General features: G+C 72.2%; 21 protein-coding genes. 17 read left to right on the top strand and 4 right to left on the bottom strand.

Features of this window, described 5'->3' with window-relative positions; translation table 11 throughout:
• Positions 1-27 precede the first annotated feature (27 nt).
• The gene (locus tag ACZ6Y7_RS29930) at positions 28-1,674 is read right to left on the bottom strand and encodes a hypothetical protein (protein WP_465761070.1); all 1,647 of its coding nucleotides are present in this window, start codon (positions 1,672-1,674) and stop codon (positions 28-30) included.
• A gap of 207 nt (positions 1,675-1,881) precedes the next feature.
• Here ACZ6Y7_RS29930 and ACZ6Y7_RS29925 point away from each other — a divergent pair, with 207 nt between their 5' ends.
• Positions 1,882-2,307, top strand: a complete 426-nt coding sequence (locus ACZ6Y7_RS29925) for a thiol-disulfide oxidoreductase DCC family protein (protein ID WP_465761069.1) — start codon at positions 1,882-1,884, stop codon at positions 2,305-2,307.
• Between the two features lie 85 nt (positions 2,308-2,392).
• Here ACZ6Y7_RS29925 and ACZ6Y7_RS29920 read toward each other — a convergent pair whose 3' ends face one another.
• Positions 2,393-4,441, bottom strand: coding sequence for an elongation factor G-like protein EF-G2 (locus ACZ6Y7_RS29920; protein WP_465761068.1), 2,049 nt, complete (start codon positions 4,439-4,441; stop codon positions 2,393-2,395).
• Between the two features lie 304 nt (positions 4,442-4,745).
• Between ACZ6Y7_RS29920 and pgsA the strand changes: the two genes are divergently transcribed.
• The 16 genes from pgsA to ACZ6Y7_RS29840 all read left to right on the top strand — a co-directional run bounded on the left by pgsA (position 4,746) and on the right by ACZ6Y7_RS29840 (position 20,769).
• Positions 4,746-5,393: a phosphatidylinositol phosphate synthase gene (gene pgsA / locus ACZ6Y7_RS29915; RefSeq protein WP_465761067.1), complete on the top strand. Its 648-nt coding sequence runs from the start codon at positions 4,746-4,748 to the stop codon at positions 5,391-5,393.
• 16 nt (positions 5,394-5,409) lie between these two features.
• Positions 5,410-6,384, top strand: a complete 975-nt coding sequence (locus ACZ6Y7_RS29910) for a phosphatidylinositol mannoside acyltransferase (protein ID WP_465761066.1) — start codon at positions 5,410-5,412, stop codon at positions 6,382-6,384.
• 122 nt (positions 6,385-6,506) lie between these two features.
• Positions 6,507-7,691 carry a glycosyltransferase family 4 protein gene (locus ACZ6Y7_RS29905; protein WP_465761065.1) on the top strand — a complete coding sequence of 395 codons (1,185 nt, stop codon included), beginning with the start codon at positions 6,507-6,509 and terminating at the stop codon, positions 7,689-7,691.
• Positions 7,692-7,837: 146 nt separating this feature from the next.
• Positions 7,838-8,206: a 5-carboxymethyl-2-hydroxymuconate Delta-isomerase gene (locus tag ACZ6Y7_RS29900; protein WP_465761064.1), complete on the top strand. Its 369-nt coding sequence runs from the start codon at positions 7,838-7,840 to the stop codon at positions 8,204-8,206.
• Between the two features lie 88 nt (positions 8,207-8,294).
• Positions 8,295-8,795, top strand: a complete 501-nt coding sequence (locus ACZ6Y7_RS29895; RefSeq protein ID WP_270151358.1) for a hypothetical protein — start codon at positions 8,295-8,297, stop codon at positions 8,793-8,795.
• 128 nt (positions 8,796-8,923) lie between these two features.
• Positions 8,924-9,835, top strand: a complete 912-nt coding sequence (gene pdxS / locus ACZ6Y7_RS29890; protein ID WP_350736901.1) for a pyridoxal 5'-phosphate synthase lyase subunit PdxS — start codon at positions 8,924-8,926, stop codon at positions 9,833-9,835.
• 101 nt (positions 9,836-9,936) lie between these two features.
• Positions 9,937-10,560 (top strand): pyridoxal 5'-phosphate synthase glutaminase subunit PdxT, encoded by a 624-nt coding sequence (pdxT, locus tag ACZ6Y7_RS29885; RefSeq protein WP_402216703.1) that lies wholly within the window; start codon positions 9,937-9,939, stop codon positions 10,558-10,560.
• Between the two features lie 78 nt (positions 10,561-10,638).
• Complete coding sequence (locus ACZ6Y7_RS29880) at positions 10,639-11,397, top strand: YebC/PmpR family DNA-binding transcriptional regulator (RefSeq protein WP_402216705.1); 759 nt, start codon at positions 10,639-10,641, stop codon at positions 11,395-11,397.
• A gap of 134 nt (positions 11,398-11,531) precedes the next feature.
• Positions 11,532-12,104, top strand: coding sequence for a crossover junction endodeoxyribonuclease RuvC (gene ruvC, locus ACZ6Y7_RS29875; RefSeq protein WP_465761063.1), 573 nt, complete (start codon positions 11,532-11,534; stop codon positions 12,102-12,104).
• A complete protein-coding gene (gene ruvA / locus ACZ6Y7_RS29870) occupies positions 12,101-12,712 on the top strand; it encodes a Holliday junction branch migration protein RuvA (protein WP_465761062.1) in 612 nt (203 codons plus the stop codon). Before ruvC ends, ruvA begins: the two co-directional genes overlap by 4 nt.
• A gap of 55 nt (positions 12,713-12,767) precedes the next feature.
• Positions 12,768-13,853: a Holliday junction branch migration DNA helicase RuvB gene (ruvB, locus tag ACZ6Y7_RS29865; protein WP_402216714.1), complete on the top strand. Its 1,086-nt coding sequence runs from the start codon at positions 12,768-12,770 to the stop codon at positions 13,851-13,853.
• Between the two features lie 262 nt (positions 13,854-14,115).
• A complete protein-coding gene (gene yajC, locus ACZ6Y7_RS29860) occupies positions 14,116-14,523 on the top strand; it encodes a preprotein translocase subunit YajC (protein WP_402216717.1) in 408 nt (135 codons plus the stop codon).
• A gap of 148 nt (positions 14,524-14,671) precedes the next feature.
• Complete coding sequence (gene secD / locus ACZ6Y7_RS29855) at positions 14,672-16,492, top strand: protein translocase subunit SecD (protein WP_465761061.1); 1,821 nt, start codon at positions 14,672-14,674, stop codon at positions 16,490-16,492.
• Positions 16,493-16,496: 4 nt separating this feature from the next.
• The gene (gene secF, locus ACZ6Y7_RS29850) at positions 16,497-17,585 is read left to right on the top strand and encodes a protein translocase subunit SecF (protein ID WP_465761060.1); all 1,089 of its coding nucleotides are present in this window, start codon (positions 16,497-16,499) and stop codon (positions 17,583-17,585) included.
• Between the two features lie 26 nt (positions 17,586-17,611).
• Positions 17,612-18,163, top strand: coding sequence for an adenine phosphoribosyltransferase (locus ACZ6Y7_RS29845; RefSeq protein ID WP_465761059.1), 552 nt, complete (start codon positions 17,612-17,614; stop codon positions 18,161-18,163).
• Positions 18,164-18,333: 170 nt separating this feature from the next.
• Complete coding sequence (locus ACZ6Y7_RS29840) at positions 18,334-20,769, top strand: RelA/SpoT family protein (protein WP_465761058.1); 2,436 nt, start codon at positions 18,334-18,336, stop codon at positions 20,767-20,769.
• An 84-nt stretch (positions 20,770-20,853) separates the two neighbouring features.
• On the opposite strand, the gene ACZ6Y7_RS29835 is transcribed toward ACZ6Y7_RS29840, so the two are convergent.
• Both ACZ6Y7_RS29835 and ACZ6Y7_RS29830 read right to left on the bottom strand, forming a co-directional pair.
• Positions 20,854-22,083, bottom strand: coding sequence for a DUF349 domain-containing protein (locus ACZ6Y7_RS29835; protein ID WP_465761057.1), 1,230 nt, complete (start codon positions 22,081-22,083; stop codon positions 20,854-20,856).
• Positions 22,084-22,349: 266 nt separating this feature from the next.
• Positions 22,350-23,195 (bottom strand): peptidylprolyl isomerase, encoded by an 846-nt coding sequence (locus ACZ6Y7_RS29830; protein ID WP_465761056.1) that lies wholly within the window; start codon positions 23,193-23,195, stop codon positions 22,350-22,352.
• Positions 23,196-23,451 lie beyond the last annotated feature (256 nt).

Genomic DNA, 23,451 nt, shown 5'->3' with positions numbered 1-23,451 from the left:
GTGGCCGCGGTTCGTCCGCGGCTCGGCTCAGCCGGCGTTGAACGTGTCGACGTCGTACGGCCGGGGGCTCTGCGCCTCGGACTTGATGACCGAGGTGCGGTTCTTGAAGAAGCGGTCGGCGTCGAGGTCGTGCTCCTGCAGGAACTCCAGCGTGGCGGTGTGCACGGCGTTGAGCACCGGGACGGAGGCGTTCATCGCGTTGTCGACCATCGAGCGGTTGTCCCAGGCGCGGCCGGCCCAGATGTGCCGCAGGCCGAACGGTTCGGGCAGGCCGAGTCCGCCGCCGAGCCAGCCGAGCAGGCCGGGCATCCGGTAGAAGGGGGCGCGGACGGCCTGGCGGACGACCTCGTCGTTGTCGATCAGGGGGAGCTTGACGGTGCGCTCCTCCCAGAACTTCACGGTCTTGGCGACCGACTTCTCCTTGTCCTTGGGCTTGTCGAAGAAGACGCCCTTGACCGGGCCGAGCGCGTAGCCGGCCACCGCGATGGTCAGCACGTCGGCGAGCAGCGTCACGGTGATCGTGAAGGTGAGGACCAGCTTGCCGTCGTGGGTGATGAACTGGGTGGCGAGGTAGTGCCGGGGGCCGCCGGAGAAGGTCTGCTTGTCGGCGATGCTCTGGACGGCGAAGTCGCGCATCCGGTCGCCGTCCATGTCGGCGTTGCCGGGGCGGCTGATCTCGTCGGCGCCCTCGCCGATGTCGAAGACCACCCACTGCTTGATGGAGACGTTGGGCATGCCGCTGTTGGCGACGTGGCTGATGCCGAGGCCCTTGAGGTGGGAGGAGATCCGGCGGACCAGGTCCCAGGGGTGGAAGGCGCGGAAGTCGGCGTGGCCCGGGGCGGGGTGGAGGGTGTCGGCGAGGCGCCACTCGCCCCAGCGGCGGCCGGCCCCGAGGATGCCCTTGGGACCGGCGTAGTGGTGGACGTTGGTCTCCTGCTCGGCGTCCAGGCGGCCGAGCTTGTCGCGCAGGTCGACGGCCTTCTTGTCGAGGTCGTCGCGGGGGACGGCCTTGGCCACGGTGGCGGCCACGGAGGAGCCCTCCACCAGGGACTGCCAGCGGGCCCGCAGGTCCTTGGCGGAGCGCTCGACGATCCGGCGGGCGAGGTACCAGCCGATGACCGGGGCGAGCATCGTGACCCGGAGGTAGAGGCCGAGGAGGCCGGCGGCGGGCGGGCGCAGGACCAGGAGGACGGCGAGGGCGGCGGCCAGGGCGAGGGTGATGCCGCCGTAGACGCCGGCGTTCTTCGGGTTGTCCCGTTTGAGCCAGGCGCGCACCTGGAAGGCGGCGAGCCAGAGCAGGGTGCCGGGGAGGAAGAGGGCGCCGGTGACGAGGGTGACGGTGGTGAGCTGCCGGTCCCGGGTGGTGCGCAGTTCCTCGGCGGCCAGGCAGTGTTCGACGACCTGACGGGTGTCGACGCCGAAGGCCGGGACGATCGGCTTGCGGTCGCCGCCGAGGGCGCGGGAGATCAGTGCCTTGCTGAAGGCCTCGCCGAGGTTGGGACGGAAGAGCGCGAAGCGGCCCTTCTTCTGGGTGGCGTCGGTCACGGCCGTGACGAAGTCGCCGATCTCGCCGTCGCGGTAGGCGGCCGAGGAGAGCGCCTGGGTGATGGCGGTCTGCGGGCCGGCGTCGGTCCGGGGTATCTGCGCACCCGGGGTCATGTCGAGCGTGGTCACGGTGGCGTCCCCTCCTCCCCTTGTCAGCGGCAGGTTACCGTGCCGTGGCACCCCGCGCGGATGATCGTCTGAAGTGCCGTCACGAACGGGCCGTACCGGGCCTGACGGGGATGATGCCCAGCTTCGGGCAGGTCGATGCCCCCCGCCGGAGCAGGGCGGGCCGGGGTGGAGGAGCATGGTGGTGGAAGCGAGGAAAGGGGAGCCGCTGTGAAGGATCCGGTGCTGGTCTTCGACGGGGACTGCGCGTTCTGTTCGTCGTGCGCGCGGTGGGCGGAGCGGTACCTCCGGCAGACGCTGGCCTCGGGCGGGTGCGAGGCGGTGGCCTTCCAGTTCGCGGACCTCGCGGCGCTGGACGCGCTCGCGGGCGGCCGGGGCGAGGTGTCGGCGGAGCGGGCCGAGCGCGAGGTGCTCTGGGTCACGCCGACCGGGCGGGTGTACGGGGGCGCACAGGCGGTCGCGCGGTTGCTGATGCGCTCCGGCGGGGTGTGGGCGTACCTGGGCGCGGTGTTGACGGCGGCGCCGGTGCGGCCGGTGGCGGGTCTGGTGTACCGGTGGGTGGCGCGCAACCGGCACCGGATGCCGGGCGGTACGGCGGCGTGTGCGCTGCCGAACCGCGACGTCGCCCGGCCGTGACGTCATGATGTCGTGATGACGTCGGTCAGGCCACCCCGGCCGTAAGGCCGTAAAACCGTGAGGTCGTTCGGTCCGGGGCGGCCGGTCAGCCGGTGTAGCGCTCGGCCAGGGCGGTGGGCATGGGTTCATGGCGCAGGTAGGCGCGGGAGAACTCGGCGGTGCCGTGGGTGAGCGAGCGCAGGTCGACCGGGTAGCGGACCAGTTCGAGCTCGGGGACCTCGGCGCGCAGCAGGGTGAGGCCGGAGCCGCCGGTCTCGGTGCCGAGGACGCGGCCGCGCCGGGCGGAGAGGTCGCCGAGGACGGCGCCGAGGTAGTCGTCGGGCAGCAGGACGCTGACGGCGGCGACCGGTTCGAGCAGGCGGATGACGGCGTGCTCGGCGGCGTCGCGCAGGGCGAGGGCGGCGGCGTTCTGGAAGGACGCGTCGGAGGAGTCGACGGAGTGGGCCTTGCCGTCGGTGAGGGTCACCCGGACGTCGACGAGCGGGTACCCGGTGGCGACGCCCTTGGCGAGCTGGGCGCGGACACCCTTCTCGACGGAGGGGATGAAGTGCTTGGGGACGGCGCCGCCGACGACGTGTTCCTGGAACTCGAAGCCCGAGCCGGCCGGCAGGGGTTCGACCTCGAGGTCGCAGATGGCGTACTGGCCGTGGCCGCCGGACTGCTTGACCAGGCGGCCGTGGCCGGCGGCGGCGGTGCCGAAGGTCTCGCGCAGGGCGACCTTGGGCTCGACGGTGTCGACGTGCACGCCGTGGCGGGTGCGCAGGCGGTCCAGGACGACCTCGGCGTGGGCTTCGCCGGTGCACCAGAGGACCAGCTGATGGGTGTCCGGGTTCTGTTCCAGGCGTAGGGCCGGGTCCTCGGCGGTGAGGCGGGCGAGCGCCTGGGAGAGCTTGTCGTCGTCGGCCTTGCTGTGGGCTTCGACGGCGATCGGCAGCAGGGGTTCGGGCAGGGTCCAGCCGTCGAGTTCGACGGGGTGGCCGGGTTCGTGGACGGTGTCGCCGGCGCGGGCGGTGGTGAGTTTGGCGGCGCAGACGAGGTCCCCGGCGACGGCGTGCGGGACGGGCCGCTGGAGCTTGCCGAAGGGGCTGCTGAGGGTGGTGACGCGTTCGTCGCCGTCCTGGTCGGCGGTGTGGGCCGGGCCGGACAGGTGGATCTTGGTGTCCGGGCGCAGGGTGCCGGCGTAGACGCGCAGCAGGCTGATCCGGCCGACGTAGGCGTCGCCGGTGACCCGGATGACCTGGGCGGCGAGCGGGGCGTCGGGGTCACAGGCGGGCCCGGGGCGGGTGCGTTCGGTGGGGTCGGGGAAGGTGTGCGCGATGAGGTCGAGGAGTTCGGCGGCGCCGAGCCCGTTGTCGCTGGTGGGGACGGCCGGGTGGAGGGTGCAGTCGAGGACCTCGCGGCGCAGGCCGGCTTCGAGGGAGTCGGTGTCGAGGCTGTCGCCGGAGAGGTAGCGCTCCATGAGGGTGTCGTCCTGGCCGGAGATGGCCTCGACCAGGCTGTCGTGGGCCGGGCCGGTGTCGGGGAGCGGGGCGGCGTCGCCGTAGGTGTCGCCGGTGAGCAGGTCGACGCTGCCGTCGGGGCGGCCGTCGTGGAGGACGGGCAGGAAGAGCGGGCGCAGGGTGTCCGGGCCGAGCCCGAAGGCGTCGTGGCAGGCGGTGAGGATGTCGTCGAAGCCGGTGCGGGCGAGGTCCAGCTTGGCGACGGCGATGGCGCGGGGGATGCCTTCGGCGGCGCACGCGCGCCACAGGGCGCGGGTGGGGGCGGGGACCGGGTCGGTGGCGGAGACGACGAAGACGGCGGCGTCGGCGGCGTGCAGGGCGGCGCGGAGGTCGGCGGTGAAGTCGGGGTGGCCGGGCGGGTCGATCAGATTGATCTTGACGCCCTTCCATTCGAGCGGGAGCAGCGAGAGCTGGACGGAGCGCTGCTGCTGGTGCTCGATCTCCTCGTGGTCGGAGACGGTGGTGCCGTCGGTGACCCGGCCGACGCGGCCGGTGGCGCCGGCGGCGTGGGCGAGGGATTCGGCGAGGGTGGTCTTGCCCACACCGCTGGAGCCGATGAGGACGACGTTGCGCAGGTCCCGGGGGCCGGTGACGGCGGGTGCCTGGCCGGCTCGTGCCGTGCTGCGGTCGGGCATCGGGGTCTCCTCCCGTGGCGCCGAGGCTGTCCTTGGCAGTCTAGGGCCGCCCTTCGGGCCCCCGCCTGCGGACGGTGGGGTTCGGGGAACGGCCCCGGTCGGACCCGGGTGGTGCGTGTCGCACGGCCGCTCGGTGATCGTGCGTGTGCGGGCCGTGGCGGGGGCGGCGTGCGGCGGTGCGTGCGGTGGAGCGTGTCGTCGGCCTGGCTACGATGGGTGCGCCGGGCGGGCTGATCCGTCCGGCCGTCTGCCGCGCGTGCTGCGCCAGGCGGGTACCTGGGAGATCGGAGCGGCTGAGAAGGCCATGCTCAACAAATACGCGCGTGCCTTCTTCACACGTGTCCTGACCCCGTTCGCCGCGTTCCTGATCCGGCTGGGCGTGAGCCCGGACGCCGTGACGCTGATCGGTACCGCCGGTTCGGTGGCCGGTGCGCTGGTGTTCTTCCCGCGCGGGGAGTTCTTCTGGGGCACCATCACGATCACCCTCTTCATCTTCTCGGACCTGGTGGACGGCAACATGGCCCGTCAGCTGGGCCGGAGCACCAAGTGGGGCGCGTTCCTGGACTCCACGCTGGACCGGGTCGCGGACGCGGCGATCTTCGGCGGACTGGCGATGTGGTACGCGGGCAAGGGCGACGACAACCTGCTGTGCGCGGTGGCGATCTTCTGCCTGGCGAGCGGTCTGGTGGTGTCGTACACCAAGGCGCGGGCGGAGAGCCAGGGCCTGCCGTGCGACGTGTCGGGGCTGGTGGAGCGGGCCGAGCGGCTGGTGGCCAGCCTGGTGGCGGCCGGGGTGGCCGGTCTGCACGAGTTCGGTGTGCCGTACGTGGAGTGGCTGCTGCCGGTGGCGCTGTGGCTGGTGGCGGCGGGCAGCCTGGTGACGGTGTTCCAGCGGATGCTGACCGTGCGCCGGGAGGCGTTCGAGGCCGACCGAGCGGCGGCCGGGAGCTGATGGGGGGCGTCCTGCGGTGACGGACCGACTGGTGTACTGGGCGTACGCGCTGGGGTGGGGGCTGCTGAAGCACCTGCCGGAGTCGTGGGCGCGGGGCCTGTTCGACCGGCTGGCGGACTACGCGTGGCGCAAGCGCGGCAAGCGGGTGCGGCAGCTGGAGGCGAACCTGCGCCGGGTCCGTCCGGGGCTGGACGAGGCGGGGACGCGCTCGCTGTCGCGGGCGGGGATGCGCTCGTACCTGCGGTACTGGATGGAGTCCTTCCGGCTGCCGGTGTGGAGCCGGGAGCGGGTGGCCCGGGACGTGCGGGTGGACGGCTTCGAACACCTGCGGGCGGCGATGGAGGCCGGGCGGGGCGCGGTGATAGCGCTGCCGCACATGGGCAACTGGGACCTCGCGGGCACCTGGGTCGCGCAGCAGGGCTACCCGTTCACCACGGTGGCGGAGCGGTTGAAGCCGGAGCGGCTGTTCGACCGCTTCGTGGCGTTCCGGGAGGGCCAGGGCATGGAGGTCCTGGCGCTGACCGGTGGTTCGGTGAACGTGATCGGCACGCTGGCGCGGCGGCTGCGCGAGGGCCGGCTGGTGTGCCTGGTGGGGGACCGGGACCTGTCGGAGGCGGGCATCGAGGTGTCGTTCTTCGGTGAGGCGACCCGGATGCCGGCCGGTCCGGCGGCGCTGTGCCAGCGGACCGGGGCGGCGCTGCTGCCGGTGACGCTCTGGTACGAGGGCCCGGTGATGCGGGCGCGGATCCACCCCGAGGTGATGGTGCCCGAGGAGGGCGACCGCAAGGAGCGGACGCGGGCGATGACCCAGGCGATGGCGGACGTGTGGGAGCGGGGGATCCGCGAGCACCCGCAGGACTGGCACATGCTGCAGAAGTTCTGGCTCTCCGACCTGCCGGTCCGTGGGACGGTGGAGACGCCCGCCGAGACGCCCCCCGAGGTGCCCGCGGACGCGTCGCAGCAGCCCGCGGCCGAGGCCTCCGGGTCCTGAGACCGGCCGGTACGGCCGCCGGCCCCGCACGACCGGCCCCGCCCCACCGCCCGAGCAGGACCGCCCGAGCACCCGTACGCCCGTCCGACCCGTACGACCGTCCGAAGGAGCTTGAGGAACCCGTGAAGATCGGCATCGTCTGCCCGTACGACTGGGACGTCCCCGGCGGGGTGCAGTTCCACATCCGGGACCTGGCCGAGCACCTGATCGGCCTGGGGCACGAGGTGTCGGTGCTGGCGCCGGCCGAGGACGACGAGGCGCTGCCGCCGTACGTGGTCTCGGCCGGGCGGGCGGTGGCGGTGCCGTACAACGGGTCGGTGGCTCGGCTGAGCTTCGGCCTCCTGTCCGCGGCGCGGGTGCGGCGGTGGCTGCACGACGGGCGCTTCGACATCCTGCACGTGCACGAGCCGGCCTCGCCCAGCCTGTCGATGCTGGCGGCCTGGTCGGCGACCGGCCCGATGGTGGGGACCTTCCACACCTCCAACCCGCGCTCGCGGGCGATGATCGCGGCCTCGCCGATCCTGCAGCCGGGCCTGGAGAAGATGCGGGCCCGGATCGCGGTGTCGGAGTACGCCCGGCGCACGCTCGTGGAGCACCTCGGCGGGGACGCGGTGGTGATCCCGAACGGCGTGGACGTGGGCTTCTTCGCGGACGCCGAGCCGGACGAGCGGTGGCTCGGGCACGCGGCGAAGGGGAAGCCGGGCACGATCGGCTTCATCGGCCGGATCAACGAGCCGCGCAAGGGCCTGCCGACGCTGCTGGCGGCGCTGCCGAGGATCCTGGCCGAGCGGCCCGGGGTGCGGCTGCTGGTGGCGGGCAAGGGCGACGAGGAGGAGGCCGTCTCGGGCCTGGCGCCGGAGGTGCGCCGGCAGGTCGAGTTCCTCGGCATGGTGAGCGACGAGGAGAAGGCCCGGCTGCTGCGCAGCGTGGACCTGTACGTGGCGCCGAACACCGGGGGCGAGAGCTTCGGGATCATCCTGGTGGAGGCGATGTCGGCGGGTGCCCCGGTGCTGGCCAGCGACCTGGACGCGTTCAAGCAGGTGCTGGACGGCGGGGACGCCGGCGAGCTGTTCCCGGTGGAGGACGCGGACGCGCTGGCCCGGACCGCCCTGCGGCTGCTGGGCGATCCGGCCCGGCTGGAGGAGCTGCGGAAGGCGGCCTCGCGGCACGTGCGGCGGTTCGACTGGTCGACCGTGGGCGCGGACATCCTGGCGGTGTACGAGACGGTGACGGCGGGGGCCGCCGCGGTGGTCGAGGAGGACGAGCGCAGCGGGCGGCGCGGCCGGTTCGGACTGGCCAGGGATTAGACGCCGCGGGCCGGTCGGGATCAGGCGCCGCGGGCCGGCCCGGGACCGATCGGCGGGTGCGGCGGTCGCGGTGGGGTCGACGAGGGCCCCGGTGTAGGCGGGGTTAGGGTCGGGCGACCGTACCGCTCGACCGCATGGGGGAACCGATGCCGCAGATCTCCGTCGACTACTCGGCCGGCCTGGCCGGCACCTTCGACCGCCGGGCCCTGGGCCTGGCGATCAACCGGCTGGCGGAGGAGACGATCGACGCCAAGCCGGAGTCCTGCAAGACGGTGTTCCGGCCGAGCGAGGAGTTCGTGGTCGGCACCGCAAGCGAGGGCGGGGACGTCCAGGTGTTCGTGCAGTTCCAGATCTTCCCGGGGCGCTCGCCGGAGGCGAAGGCGGCGCTGAGCGAGGGCGTGCTGAAGCTGGTGGCGGAGCACGTGCCGCCGCTGCCCGGCAAGCGGTTGTTCAGCGCGGTGGACATCGCCGACATCGACCGGGACTCCTACCGGCACGCGGTCGTGCTGGGCTGACACCGGTCGGACCGGCCGGTGACACCCGGTAACGTAGCGGCCCGTGACTACCTGGATCTGGGCCGGCGTGGCCGTGGTGCTCTTCGGCATGTACCTGAGTTGGACGGCCGGCCGCCTGGACCGGCTGCACGCCCGGATCGACGCCGCGCGGGCGGCACTGGACGCGCAGCTGGTCCGCCGCGCCTCGGTGGCGATGGAGCTCGCGACGTCCTCGCTGCTGGACCCGGCGGCCTCGCTGCTGCTGCTGGACGCGGCGCACGCGGCCCGGCAGGCCGAGGACGAGCACCGCGAGGTCGCGGAGAGCCAGCTGAGCCTGGCGCTGCGGGCGGTGTTCGAGGAGCCGGAGCAGGTGGCGGTGCTGGTGGCCGAGCCGGGCGGCGAGGAGGCGGTTCGTGATCTGACGGCCGCGGTGCGCCGGGTGCCGATGGCCCGCCGGTTCCACAACGACGCGGTGCGGGCGGCCCGGGCGGTCCGGGAGCACCGGCTGGTGCGGTACTTCCGGCTGGCCGGGAAGGCGCCGTTCCCGATGGCGTTCGAGATGGACGACGCCCCGCCGCCCGCCCTTACGCCCGAAGGCGCTCCTGCTTAGGGTGTCCACGGATACGGCCCGTTTGTCGTATCCCGTCGTCCTGGCTGGACTCGGTGGCACATGGAGGGGCCACCCGTTCCGCCTACCATAGGGCGATAGCACTGGTTCATCTTCGAGTGAGGTCTCACGTGTCCACCACCCCCACCACCGCAGACCAGCCGCAGATCGGCACCGCCCGGGTCAAGCGCGGCATGGCCGAGCAGCTCAAGGGCGGTGTGATCATGGACGTGGTCAACGCCGAGCAGGCGAAGATCGCCGAGGACGCCGGCGCGGTGGCCGTCATGGCGCTGGAGCGGGTTCCGGCCGACATCCGCAAGGACGGCGGAGTGGCCCGCATGTCCGACCCGAACATGATCGAGGAGATCATCGGTGCGGTCTCCATCCCGGTGATGGCCAAGTCCCGCATCGGGCACTTCGTCGAGGCCCAGGTCCTGCAGTCGCTGGGTGTCGACTACATCGACGAGTCCGAGGTGCTGACCCCGGCCGACGAGGTCAACCACTCCGACAAGTGGGCCTTCACCACCCCCTTCGTCTGCGGCGCCACCAACCTGGGCGAGGCCCTGCGCCGCATCGCCGAGGGCGCGGCCATGATCCGCTCGAAGGGCGAGGCCGGCACCGGCAACGTCGTCGAGGCCGTCCGCCACCTGCGCCAGATCAAGAACGAGATCGGCCACCTGCGCGCCCTGGACCACAACGAGCTGTACGCCGCCGCCAAGGAGCTGCGCGCCCCGTACGAGCTGGTCAAGGAGGTCGCCGAGCTCGGCAAGCTGCCGGTCGTGCTGTTCTCCGCCGGTGGCGTGGCCACCCCGGCCGACGCCGCGCTGATGCGCCAGCTGGGCGCCGAGGGCGTCTTCGTCGGCTCCGGCATCTTCAAGTCCGGCGACCCGGCCAAGCGCGCCGCCGCCATCGTGAAGGCCACCACCTTCTACGACGACCCGAAGATCATCGCGGACGCCTCCCGCAACCTCGGCGAGGCCATGGTCGGCATCAACTGCGACACCCTGCCGGAGACCGAGCGCTACGCCAACCGCGGCTGGTAATCGCCCCGCAGGTTCCGAGGGCCCGGGCCCGCCGCAGCGTTCGGCGCTGCGGCGGGCCGCGCCACGTACTCAGTAGCAACGATCGATTGAGGTTGAAGACCGTGAGCACTCCAGTCATCGGCGTCCTCGCCCTGCAGGGCGACGTCCGCGAGCACCTGGTGGCGCTGGCCGAGGCCGACGCGCTCGCCCGTCCGGTGCGCCGTGCGGAGGAGCTGGCCGAGGTCGACGCGCTGGTGATCCCCGGCGGGGAGTCCACCACCATGTCCAAGCTGGCGCTGCTGTTCGGCGTGATGGACCCGGTGCGCGAGCGGGTCGCCGCCGGCATGCCGGTGTACGGCACCTGCGCGGGCATGATCATGCTGGCGGACAAGATCCTGGACGGCCGCGAGGACCAGGAGACCGTCGGCGGCATCGACATGACGGTGCGCCGCAACGCCTTCGGCCGTCAGAACGAGTCCTTCGAGTCGGGGATCGCCTTCAAGGGCATGGACGACGCGCCGGTGCACGGCGTCTTCATCCGCGCGCCCTGGGTCGAGTCGGTGGGCGCCGGCGTCGAGGTGCTGGCCGAGCTGCCGGCCGCGGACGGGCCGGACAGCCGGATCGTGGCCGTGCGCCAGGGCAACCTGCTGGCCACGTCCTTCCACCCCGAGCTGACCGGCGACCACCGGGTGCACGCGTACTTCGTGAAGATGGTCGAGGAGCATCTCGCGGCGGCCGCGAAGTAACGGCGGTCCTACCACCGGTGGCGACACCGGTAAGATCTCTTCTGTTCATTTCCCTTTGGCGACGTAAAGGAGCTGGCGATGTCCGGCCACTCTAAGTGGGCTACCACCAAGCACAAGAAGGCCGTGATCGACGCCAAGCGCGGCAAGCTCTTCGCCAAGATGATCAAGAACATCGAGGTGGCGGCGCGCACCGGCGGTCCCGACCCGGCGGGCAACCCGACCCTCTACGACGCCATCCAGAAGGCGAAGAAGAGCTCGGTCCCGATCGACAACATCAACCGCGCCGTCAAGCGCGGTGGCGGTCTGGAGGCCGGCGGCGCCGACTACCAGACGATCATGTACGAGGGCTACGGCCCCAACGGCGTCGCGGTCCTGATCGAGTGCCTCACCGACAACCGCAACCGCGCGGCCTCCGACGTGCGCGTCGCGATGACCCGCAACGGCGGCTCGATGGCCGACCCGGGCTCCGTGTCGTACCTGTTCACCCGCAAGGGTGTCGTCGTCGTCCCCAAGGCCGACGGCGTGGACGAGGACAAGCTCCTCGACATCGTGCTCGACCACGGCGCCGAGGAGGTCACCGACCTGGGCGAGGCCTTCGAGATCACCTCCGAGGCCGGTGACATGGTGGCCGTCCGCACCGCCCTGGTGGACGCCGGCGTCGACTACGACTCCGCCGAGGCCAACTTCGTGCCCAGCATGCAGGTCGAGCTGGACGTCGACGGCGCCCGCAAGATCCTCAAGCTGATCGACGCGCTGGAGGACAGCGACGACGTGCAGAACGTCTTCGCCAACTTCGACATCTCCGACGAGGTCGGTGCGCAGCTCGACGCCGAGTAACGGCACGAGTGACCGTTCTCACTGCCCGGCCCGGTGGTCCCAGGACCGCCGGGCCGGTGTCGTCGGTCGCGTTGTCGGACCCGGACGATAGCCTTCGCAGGTCGCGAGCGGCGGTGGAACGGAAGGCGGGGCCGGTGGTACGGGTACTGGGTGTCGACCCGGGGCTGACCAGGTGCGGGGTCGGCGTGGTCGAGGGCGCGCCGGGCCGGCCCCTGCGGATGGCCGGGGTCGGCGTGGTGCGCACCCCGGCGGACGCCGAGATCGGGCAGCGGCTGCTCCGGGTCGAGCAGGGCATCGAGGCCTGGCTGGACGAGCACCGGCCCGACCTCGTCGCCGTCGAGCGGGTCTTCGCCCAGCACAACGTCCGCACCGTGATGGGCACGGCCCAGGCCAGTGCGGTCGCGATGCTCTGCGCGACGCGGCGCGGCATCCCCGTCACCCTGCACACCCCGAGCGAGGTCAAGGCGGCCGTCACCGGCTCCGGCCGCGCCGACAAGGCGCAGGTCACGGCCATGGTGCAGCGGCTGCTGCGGCTGGACGCCCCGCCCAAGCCCGCGGACGCCGCCGACGCGCTGGCGCTCGCCATCTGCCACATCTGGCGCGGCGGCGCGGCCAACCGGCTGGAGGCCGCCGTCCTGGCCGCCCGCGCCACCGCCCGCTCCACCCCCCTGAGCACCAGCTCCCCGTCGAAAGGCAGTGTCCGGTGATCGCCTTCGTGCAAGGGCCCGTCGCGGCCATCTCCGCGGGGACGGCGGTGGTCGAGGTCGGCGGGGTCGGCATGGCCGTGCAGTGCACCCCGAACACCCTGGCCGGCCTGCGGCTGGGCGAGCCTGCCCGGCTGGCGACCTCGCTGGTGGTCCGGGAGGACTCGCTGACGCTCTTCGGCTTCGCGGACGACGACGAGCGGGCCGTCTTCGAGATCCTGCAGGCCGCGCCCGGCGTCGGCCCCAAGCTGGCGCAGGCGATCCTCGGGGTGCACAGCCCCGACGCGCTGCGCGCCGCGATCGCGAGCGGTGACGAGAAGGCGCTGGTCGCCGTGCCGGGCATCGGCAAGGCCAAGGCCGCCAAGCTGCTCCTGGAGTACAAGGACAAGCTGGGTGCCCCGCACGGCGCGGTGCCCGCGCAGAAGCCGGTCGCGGCCGGCCCGGCGCCGTGGAGCGAGCAGCTGCACTCCGCGCTGACCGGTCTCGGCTACGCCCCGCGCGAGGCGGACGAGGCGGTCGCGGCCGTCACTCCGGAGGCGGAGGCCCAGCAGACGCCGGACGTCGGCGCCCTGCTCCGGCTCGCGCTGCGCGGCCTGAACCGGGCCCGCTGACGCCGTCTGACGACCTGTCCGTTTGTCGACCCTGGAGACTCGGGAGCCCGCAACGATGTACGACCCGGAATCCGCCGACCGGCTGGTCACGGCCGCCGCCGACGGCGAGGACCAGGCGGTGGAGGCGGCGCTGCGCCCCAAGCTGCTGGACGAGTTCATCGGCCAGGAGCGGGTGCGCGAGCAGCTGTCCCTGGTGCTCCAGGCCGCCCGCAAGCGCGGCAGCGCGCCCGACCACGTGCTGCTGAGCGGCCCGCCCGGGCTGGGCAAGACCACCCTGTCGATGATCATCGCCGCCGAGCTGGGCGCCCCGATCCGGATCACCTCCGGCCCGGCCATCCAGCACGCGGGTGACCTCGCGGCGATCCTCTCCTCGCTCACCGAGGGGGAGGTGCTCTTCCTCGACGAGATCCACCGGATGTCCCGGCCCGCCGAGGAGATGCTCTACATGGCGATGGAGGACTTCCGGGTCGACGTGATCGTCGGCAAGGGCCCGGGCGCCACCGCCATCCCGCTGGAGCTGCCGCCCTTCACCCTCGTCGGTGCCACCACCCGGGCCGGCCTGCTGCCGCCCCCGCTGCGCGACCGCTTCGGGTTCACCGGCCACATGGAGTTCTACGCCCCGGCCGAGCTGCAGCGGGTGGTGCACCGCTCGGCCACGCTGTTGGACGTGGAGATAGACCCGGCCGGCGCCGCCGAGATCGCCGGGCGCTCGCGCGGCACCCCGCGCATCGCCAACCGGCTGCTGCGCCGGGTCCGCGACTACGCGCAGGTCCGGCACGACGGGCAGGTCACCGCGGAGATTGCCGCCCAGGCGCTGGACGTCTACGAGGTGGACGCCCGCGGCCTGGACCGCCTGGACCGCGCGGTGCTGGACGCGCTGCTCAGGCTGTTCGGCGGGGGGCCGGTCGGCTTGTCGACCCTCGCGGTCGCGGTGGGGGAGGAGTCCGAGACGGTCGAGGAGGTCGCCGAGCCCTTCCTGGTCCGCGAGGGACTGCTCGCCCGGACCCCGCGCGGGCGGATCGCCACCGCAGCGGCCTGGCAGCACCTCGGCCTGACGCCGCCGGTCCAGACCCCGCCGGTCCAGACCACCCGCGGGGGCGTCCCGCCGCAGCCGGAGCTCTTCCCCGCCGACGGAAGTTGACCGTCATCGGCCGAACGGGTGAGCCGCGCCGGGTGACGGCCCCGGCCGGGGCCACCGGCGCGCGGTACGGAGGAGGTGCGAGCGGGGTCCGGGGAAACTGTGCAGGCGGAGGGTCGCCACTTTCGGCGGCAGGATGCGATGCTTGGCGTTGTCCGATCGATTCGGGGTTGCATAGACTCCGCCGGACCGCCCCTCTCACCCGACGGGCCGACCCATACCACACAGGCCGCCGGCCGGCGGCCCGTAAAGGACCCTGGCTGCAGTGAACCTCATCATCCTTCTCCTCCCGATCATCGCGATCGTGCTCATGTTCCGGTCGCAGAAGAAGCGCCAGCAGCAGATGCAGAGCATGCAGACCTCGCTGGAGCCCGGGGCGGGAGTGCGCACCATCGGCGGTCTGTACGCCCAGGTGAAGGCGGTCAACGAGGAGACCGTCGAGCTGGAGATCGCGCCCGGCGTGGTCACCCACTTCACCAAGAGCGCGATCGCGGCCGTCCTGGACCCCCAGGAGTACGACGCGATCATCAACGGTCGCCCCGCCGACGACGAGCTCCCCGAGCCGGAGGCCGAGGACGCCGACGCCGAGCCGGTAGAGGACAAGCCGCTGTCGCTCACCAAGGACAGCGCCGAGAAGGGCGACGTCGAGGGCGGGGCTCCCGCGAGCAAGTAGTACGGCCGGGCAACCCGCCCGGTCGCGCGGCACAGTGCCGCGAGCCCACAGGACCTCAGGGCCGCAGAACCACTCAGACCCCTGTCCAGCCACGAGCCGGACGGGGGTCCGGTCGGGGAGGTGGCATGGACAGGGAGAAACGAGCAAGGTGGCAACACCCAAGTCGCGCCCGCGCGACGGCTACCCAGGGCGGGCGCTGGCCCTCATCCTGGTCGTCACCGTCGGACTGGTCGCCCTCATGTTCGGGACGGGCAACACCAAGCCCCGGCTCGGGATCGACCTCGCCGGTGGCACCAGCATCACGCTGACCGCGAAGTCGACCGACCCCAAGGCGATCAACAAGTCCAACATGGACATCGCCACCGGGATCATCGAGCGCCGCGTCAACGGTATGGGTGTCTCCGAGGCGGAGGTCCAGACCCAGGGCGACAGCACGATCATCGTGAACATCCCCAAGGGCGGCGACCGGCAGAACGCGGCGGACCAGGTCGGTACCACCGCGAAGCTGTTCTTCCGCCCGGTCCTGGCCGTCGCCCCGAGCGGCGTCACCGCCCCGGCACCCAGCGGCACGCCGTCCGCCGGTGCCACCGGGACCCCGGGCGCGACCCCGTCGGCCGGTGCCACCTCCTCGGCCACCGCCCCCGCCGCGACCGGTACGCCGTCCGCGACCGCGAGCGCCACCAAGCAGGGCCGCACCGTCGGTGAGGCGCTGGCCGCCGAGGGCACCACCCCGTCCGCCGCCGCCACCGGCGCGGCCCCCTCCGCCACCGGTACCCCGAGCACCCCGGCCACCCCCAGCGCCCCGGCCACCCCGCCGAGCGCCGCGGACCTGAGTGCTGCGATGACCCAGGGCACCGTGCCGCCCGAGCTGTCCGCCGCCTTCGCCGCCCTCGACTGCTCCAAGCCCGAGGTCCGCGCCGCCCAGACCGGCCCCGAGGACAAGGCCGTCGTCGCCTGCTCCCAGAAGGCCGAGAACGGCTACTACGAGAAGCTGGCCCTCGGTCCGGTGGCCGTGAAGGGCTCGGACGTCTCCAAGGCCCAGGCCACCATCGACACCCAGACCGGCGCCGGCTGGCAGGTCCAGCTGCAGTTCAACGGCACCGGCACCGACGCCTTCGCCAAGGTCACCGGCCAGCTGGCCACCCAGACCCCGCCGACCAACCAGTTCGCCATCGTGCTGGACAACCAGGTCGTCTCGCACCCGCAGGTCAACGGCCCGATCCCGGGCGGCACCGCGGTCATCACCGGCCGCTTCACCCAGGCCGAGGCGCAGGACCTGTCCAACGTGCTGGGCTACGGCGCCCTGCCGCTGGAGTTCGCCAAGAGCGACATCACCACCGTCTCCCCGGCGCTGGGCAGTGACCAGCTCAAGGCCGGTCTGATCGCCGGCGCGATCGGCATGCTGCTGGTCGTCGCCTACTCGCTGGTCTACTACCGCGGCCTCGGCCTGGTCTCGATCGCTGGTCTGATCGTCTCGGCGGCCCTGACCTACTCGATCATGAGCCTGCTCGGCGGCGGGATCGGCTTCGCGCTGAACCTGCCTGCGGTCTGCGGTGCGATCGTCGCGATCGGCATCACCGCCGACTCCTTCATCGTGTACTTCGAGCGCATCCGCGACGAGGTCCGCGAAGGCGCCCCGCTGCGCCCGGCGGTCCAGCGGGCCTGGCCGCGCGCCCGGCGCACCATCCTGGTCTCGGACTTCGTGTCCTTCCTCTGTGCCGCCGTGCTCTACGTGGTCTCGGTCGGCAAGGTCCAGGGCTTCGCGTTCACCCTGGGGCTGACCACCGCGCTCGACGTCGTGGTGATCTTCCTCTTCACCAAGCCGCTGATCACGCTGCTGGCCCGCCGGAAGTTCTTCCACGACGGCCACCCGTGGTCCGGTCTGGACCCGAAGCGGCTGGGCGCCCGCCCGCCGCTGCGCAGCAGCCGTCGCCGTAGCCCCTCCTCTGCCGCCGTGAAGGAGGCCTGACACCGTGTCACGCTTCTCCAACCTGGGCCACCGGCTCTACCAGGGTGAAGTCAGCTTCGACTTCGTCGGTCGCCGCAAGCTCTGGTACTCCATCTCCGGCGTGATCGTGCTGGTCGCGGCGATCGGCCTGGCCATGGGCCTGCACCTGGGCATCGAGTTCAAGGGCGGCTCGGTCTACACCGTGTCCAAGCCCGGCCTGACCGTCTCGCAGGCGCAGGAGAAGGCCGACCAGGTCGTCTCCTCGCACCCGCTGGTGCAGTCGACCGACAACGGCAAGATCCGCATCCAGGTCAGCACCGAGGAGCCCAAGAGCTCCGACGAGGTGCGCTCGCAGCTCGCCGAGAAGATCGGCGTTCCGCTGGACACCGTCGAGGCCCAGGTGATCGGCCCCAGCTGGGGCAAGCAGATCTCCAACAAGGCCATCACGGGTCTGATCATCTTCATGATCCTGGTGACGGCGTACCTGGCGATCGCCTTCGAGTGGCGGATGGCGGTGGCCGCCCTGGTCGCCCTCATCCACGACCTCCTGATCACCATCGGGGTCTACGCCCTGGTGGGCTTCGAGGTCACCCCCGGTACGGTGATCGGCTTCCTGACGATCCTCGGGTACTCGCTCTACGACACGGTCGTCGTCTTCGACACCGTGAAGGAGAACACCAAGGGGCTCACCAAGCAGAACAAGCTCACCTACAGCGAGGCGGCCAACGCCGGCCTCAACCAGACCCTGGTGCGCTCGCTCAACACCACCGTGGTGGCGCTGCTGCCGGTCGCCGCACTGCTGTTCATCGGTGGCGGCATCCTGGGCGCCGGCACGCTGAACGACATCTCGCTCGCGCTGTTCATCGGTCTCGCGGCCGGTGCCTACTCCTCGATCTGCGTCGCCACCCCGCTGCTGGCGCAGCTCAAGGAGGAGCAGCCGGACATGAAGGCGCTGCGCAAGCGCGTCCTGCAGCACCGGGCCGCGGCCGCCAAGGCCGAGGACGCGGTGCCCGGGGACGAGGGCGCGGACGAGGGCCAGCCTGCGGGTATGGTCGGTCAGCGTGGCCGCTCGGCCGGCACCCGTGCCAAGGGCCGTCCGTCCACCAAGCGCTGAGCCCCTACCCCTAAGGACCCCCCACCGTGACCACCGCCGACACCACCCTGGCCGAGCTGCTGAACAGCCGGATCCGGGACGTCCCGGACTATCCGAAGCCGGGCGTGCTGTTCAAGGACATCGCGCCGCTGCTCGCCGACGCCGAGGCCTTCGGCGCCCTCACCCGGGCGCTGGCGGACCGGGCGAAGGCGCTCGGGGCGACCAAGGTGGTGGGCCTGGAGGCGCGCGGCTTCGTGCTGGCGGCTCCGGCGGCCTTCGCGGCCGGGCTCGGCTTCGTGCCGATCCGCAAGCAGGGCAAGCTGCCCGGCGAGGTGTTCCGGCGCTCGTACGAGCTGGAGTACGGCTCGGCGACGCTGGAGGTGCAGTGCGACGCCTTCGCGCCCGGTGAGCGGGTGCTGGTGGTGGACGACGTGCTGGCGACCGGCGGGACCATCGGCGCCTCGCTGGACCTGGTGAAGGAGGCCGGCGCCGAGCTGGTGGGCGTCGTGGTGCTGATGGAGCTGGGCTTCCTGGACGGCCGCGAGCGGCTGGCCGGGCACCTGGGCGGCGCTCCGCTGGAGACGCTGGTCACGGTCTGAGGAACCCCTGCGAAGGGCGGCGGTCGGAGCATCCGACCGCCGCCCTTCCGTTTCCGGGCCCGGCCGGATGAACACCCGGCCGCCCGGCTCGGTACCATGAAGATTCATCCCCTCCCGGTCGTGTCCGTGCGTTCGGGCCGCGGCAGGGGTCGGCCCGGTGCCCCGAGGAGTTGTCCTTGCCCGACGAGGTTGTGCCCACGGCCGCAGCGGCCGCCCCCGAAGACCGTCCCACGCCCTCGGGGGCCACCCCGGCACGCCCGGCGCCCACCTCCTCGCGTTCGCTCACCCCCTCGGGCCGTGGCTCCACCGGCGGCATGCGCGCCCGCCTGGCCCGCCTCGGCGGTCAGCGCTCCAGCGTGCTCAACCCCGTCCTGGAGCCGCTGTTCCGGTCGATCCGGGCGAACGACCCCAAGGCCGACCCGGCACTGCTGCGCGACATCGAGCGCGCCTACGCGGTGGCCGAGAAGTGGCACCGCGGGCAGAAGCGCAAGAGCGGCGACCCGTACATCACCCACCCGCTGGCCGTCGCGACGATCCTCGCCGAGCTCGGCATGGACGCCCCGACCCTGATGGCCGGGCTGCTGCACGACACCGTCGAGGACACCGACTACGGCCTGGAGACCCTGCGCAAGGACTTCGGGGACTCGGTGGCCCTGCTGGTGGACGGCGTCACCAAGCTGGACCGGGTCAAGTTCGGCGAGGCCGCGCAGGCCGAGACCGTCCGCAAGATGGTCGTCGCGATGGCCAAGGACCCGCGGGTCCTGGTGATCAAGCTCGCCGACCGCCTGCACAACATGCGCACGATGCGCTACCTCAAGCGGGAGAAGCAGGAGAAGAAGGCCCGCGAGACGCTGGAGATCTACGCCCCGCTGGCGCACCGGCTGGGCATGAACACCATCAAGTGGGAGCTGGAGGACCTCGCCTTCGCGATCCTCTACCCCAAGATGTACGACGAGATCGTCCGGCTGGTCGCCGAGCGCGCCCCCAAGCGGGACGAGTACCTGGCGACCGTCATCGACCAGGTCCAGGCGGACCTGCGGGGCGCCCGGATCACCGCCTCCGTCACCGGCCGGCCGAAGCACTACTACTCGGTCTACCAGAAGATGATCGTCCGGGGCCGGGACTTCGCGGAGATCTACGACCTGGTGGGCATCCGGGTCCTGGTCGACACCGTCCGCGACTGCTACGCGGCGCTGGGCACCATCCACGCGCGGTGGAACCCGGTGCCGGGGCGGTTCAAGGACTACATCGCGATGCCCAAGTTCAACATGTACCAGTCGCTGCACACGACGGTGATCGGCCCCGGCGGGAAGCCCGTCGAGCTCCAGATCCGCACCTTCGACATGCACCGGCGGGCCGAGTACGGCATCGCCGCGCACTGGAAGTACAAGCAGCGCGCCGTGGCCGGGGCGTCCAAGGTCCGCACCGACACCCCGACCCAGACCCGCAAGGACGACAAGGCCGGCGCCGTCAACGAGATGGCCTGGCTGCGGCAGCTGCTGGACTGGCAGAAGGAGACCGCCGACCCGGGCGAGTTCCTGGAGTCGCTGCGCTTCGACCTGGCCAGCAACGAGGTCTTCGTCTTCACGCCCAAGGGCGACGTGATAGCCCTGCCGGCCGGTGCGACCCCGGTCGACTTCGCCTTCGCGGTGCACACCGAGGTCGGCTACCGGACGATAGGCGCCCGGGTGAACGGGCGGCTGGTGCCGCTGGAGTCGACCCTGGAGAACGGCGACACCGTCGAGGTGTTCACCTCCAAGGCGGAGAACGCCGGCCCCTCCCGGGACTGGCTGGGCTTCGTCAAGTCGCCGCGCGCCCGCAACAAGATCCGGGCCTGGTTCTCCAAGGAGCGCCGCGAGGAGGCGATCGAGCACGGCAAGGAGGCGATCGTCCGGGCGATGCGCAAGCAGGGCCTGCCGATCCAGCGGATCCTGACCGGCGACTCGCTGGTCACCCTGGCCCACGAGATGCGCTACCCCGACATCTCCTCGCTCTACGCCGCGATCGGCGAGGGCCACGTCGCCGCGCAGAACATCGTGCAGAAGCTGGTCCAGGCGCTCGGCGGCGAGGAGGGTGCCACCGAGGACCTCGCCGAGACCGCCACGCCGACGCACGACACCCGCCGCGCGGCGCGCCGTCGGGCCAAGGGCGACCCGGGCGTGATCGTCAAGGGCGTCGAGGACGTCTGGGTCAAGCTCTCCCGCTGCTGCACCCCGGTGCCGGGCGACCCGATCGTCGGCTTCGTGACCCGCGGCAACGGCGTCTCGGTGCACCGCGCCGACTGCGTCAACGTGGAGGCGCTGAGCCAGCAGCCGGAGCGCATGATCGACGTCGAGTGGGCGGCCACCCAGTCCTCGGTCTTCCTGGTGGCCATCCAGGTCGAGGCGCTGGACCGCTCGCGCCTGCTCTCGGACGTCACCCGGGTGCTGTCCGACCAGCACGTCAACATCCTGTCCGCGGCGGTGCAGACCTCCCGCGACCGGGTGGCGATGAGCCGCTTCACCTTCGAGATGGGCGACCCGAAGCACCTCGGGCACGTGCTCAAGGCGGTGCGCGGCGTCGAGGGCGTGTACGACGTCTACCGCGTCACCTCGGCTCGCAAGTAGCGGGGACGGCGAAGGCCCCCGGGGAGCTCCCCGGGGGCCTTCGCCGTACGCACCCGTTCGGAGGTGCACCGTTCAGGCGGCGGATCAGCCGCTGAACTCCTCCTGGCTCTTGTGCGCCTGCTCCAGCAGGGTCCGCACGCCGGCCAGCTCGGACTCCAGCTTGTCGGCCTTGGCGGAGTTGCCCGCCGCACGGGCCTTGTCCAGGTCGGCCTGGAGCTTGTCGGCCTTGGCCTGGAAGAGGCCGACCATGCCGGCCGCGCGGGCCTTGGCCTCCGGGTTGGAGCGCTTCCACTCGGCCTCCTCGGCCTCGCGGATGGCGCGCTCGACCGCGTTCAGCCGGCCGTCCAGCTTCGGACGGGCCTCGCGCGGCACGTGCCCGATCGCCTCCCAGCGCTCGTTGATCTCGCGCAGCGCGGCCTTGGCGGCCTTCAGGTCGGTGATCGGCAGGATCGCCTCGGCCTCGGCGGCCAGCGCCTCCTTGAGCTTCTGGTTCTCCACCTGCTCGGCGTCGCGCTCGCTGAACACCGCGGAGCGGGCCTGGAAGAACACGTCCTGCGCGCCGCGGAACCGGGCCCACAGCTCGTCCTCGACGTCCCGCTGGGCCCGGCCGGCGCCCTTCCAGCGCGCCATCAGGTCGCGGTAGGCCGCGGCGGTGCTGCCCCAGTCCGTGGACGAGGACAGCGCCTCGGCCTCGGCGACCAGCGCCTCCTTGGTCTGCCGGGCCTTGTCGCGCTCGGCGTCCAGGGTGGCGAAGTGCGCCTTGCGGTGCTTGGAGAAGACCGAGCGGGCGTGCGAGAAGCGGTGCCAGAGCTCGTCGTCGCTCTTGCGGTCCAGGCGCGGCAGGCCCTTCCAGGTGTCCACCAGGGCGCGCAGCCGGTCCCCGGCCTCCCGCCACTGGGTGGACTCGGCGAGCTGCTCGGCCTCGGTGACCAGGGCCTCCTTGGCGGCGCGGGCCTCCTCCTGGGCCTTGGCGCGGGCGGCCTTGCGCTCCTCGCGCCGGCTCTCGATCTCGCCGGCCAGCGTGTCCAGCCGCTTGGCCAGGGCGTCCAGGTCGCCGACCGCGTGCCCCTCGACGACCTGCGCGCGCAGGTGCTCCAGCGCGGTCTGGGCGTCCTTGGCGGCCAGGTCGGTGGTGCGCACCCGCTTCTCCAGCAGGCCGATCTCCACCTCGATGCCCTGGTACTTGCGCTCGAAGTAGGCGAGGGCCTCCTCGGGCGAGCCGGCCTGCCAGGAACCCACGACGCGTTCGCCGTCGGCCGTCCTGACGTAGACCGTGCCCTGCTCGTCCACACGGCCCCACGGGTCGCTGCTCATAGCGCGTCCTCCACATGACGTCGCGCCCGCGCCGGGGCGGCGCGCGTCCGTCGTCCACAGTTGATGTGCGGCGGACCGATGAGTCCGCCGTCCCCGTCCGCCCTGCCTTGCTGCCGAGGGTGTGACGGCTGGGCGGGTCCGGGCACCCTATACAACGCCAACATAGGCGACCAGGCCCGGTGCTGTCCGCATCCGGGCCGGGCGATTTCGGTCCGGGGCCCGGCGACGGCGGCCCGAAGGCCGGTCGCCGGATGCCCCGGTGGTGGTCAACCCTTCGACACCGTAACGGAGTTGAGGGTCACGTCGGCCATCGGGTGGCCGTCCGAGCTGCCTTCCAGGGTGCCCGCGGCGGCGATCTTCTGCACCACGTCCAGACCGCCGGTGATCTTGCCGAAGGGGGTGTACTTCGGCGGCAGCTGGGTGTCCTTGTAGACCAGGAAGAACTGGCTCCCGTTGGTGCCGGGGCCGGAGTTGGCCATCGCCACGGTGCCCGCCGGGTAGGTCGCGCCGGCCAGGTTCTCGTCGGCGAACTTGTAGCCCGGGTCGCCGGAACCGCCGGGGACGGTCGCACTGGCGGTCGGGTCGCCGCACTGCAGCACGAAGATGCCGTCCGTGGTGAGGCGGTGGCACTTGGTGTGGTCGAAGTACTGCTGGCCGGCCAGGAACGAGAACGAGTTCACCGTGTGCGGGGCCTTGGCCGCGTCCAGCGCGATCGTCACCTTGCCGCAGGTGGTGTCCAGCGCCATCGTGTACGAGGCGGCCGGGTCGATCGACATGGCCGGTTCGGCCTGCCACTTCTTGCCGTTGGGCGCGCCCGGCGCCGGCGTGGTGCACCCCTCCACCGGCTTGCGGGTCGGCGTGGTCGGCTCGTTCCCCTGGGTCGGAGCGGCCTGCGCGCTGCTCGCGGCGGAGGCGCTCTTGTCCTTGTCGTCCGAGCTGAACGCGCCGGTGGCGATCAGCGTGCCGCCGCCCGCCAGGACCACGACGGCCAGCGAGGCGCCCAGGATCGTGTTGCGGCGCTTGCGTGCCGCCGCCGCCGCGGCCCGGCGCTCCATCTGGCGCTCGTACTTCTCGCGGGCGAGCTGCCGCCGCCGCTGTTCGCTGCTGACCACCGGCCGTGTCTCCTACGGATGTGCTGGAAAAGTGGATGGATTCCGGAGCGGATCATCGCATCCTCCGGCGGCCAAGTGTAGGGACCGGGGCCGTAAGAACGCGGTGAACCGCGTCCACGGCCGCCTCACGCCGCCCGTATCTGGTTCGCAACCGGAGCCGGACCGCCGGTAGGCTGCCCCTGAATGACCCCATAGACAGCATCACCACTGGTGGTTCCCGCACCACCGGTCCTCGCCAGCCGCCCGCCGCACACCC

The sequence above is a fragment of the Kitasatospora sp. NPDC053308 genome, from assembly GCF_055585785.1.
The sequence above is the reverse complement of the archived record's forward strand: the minus strand, read 5'-3'. Positions and strand labels throughout refer to the sequence as shown.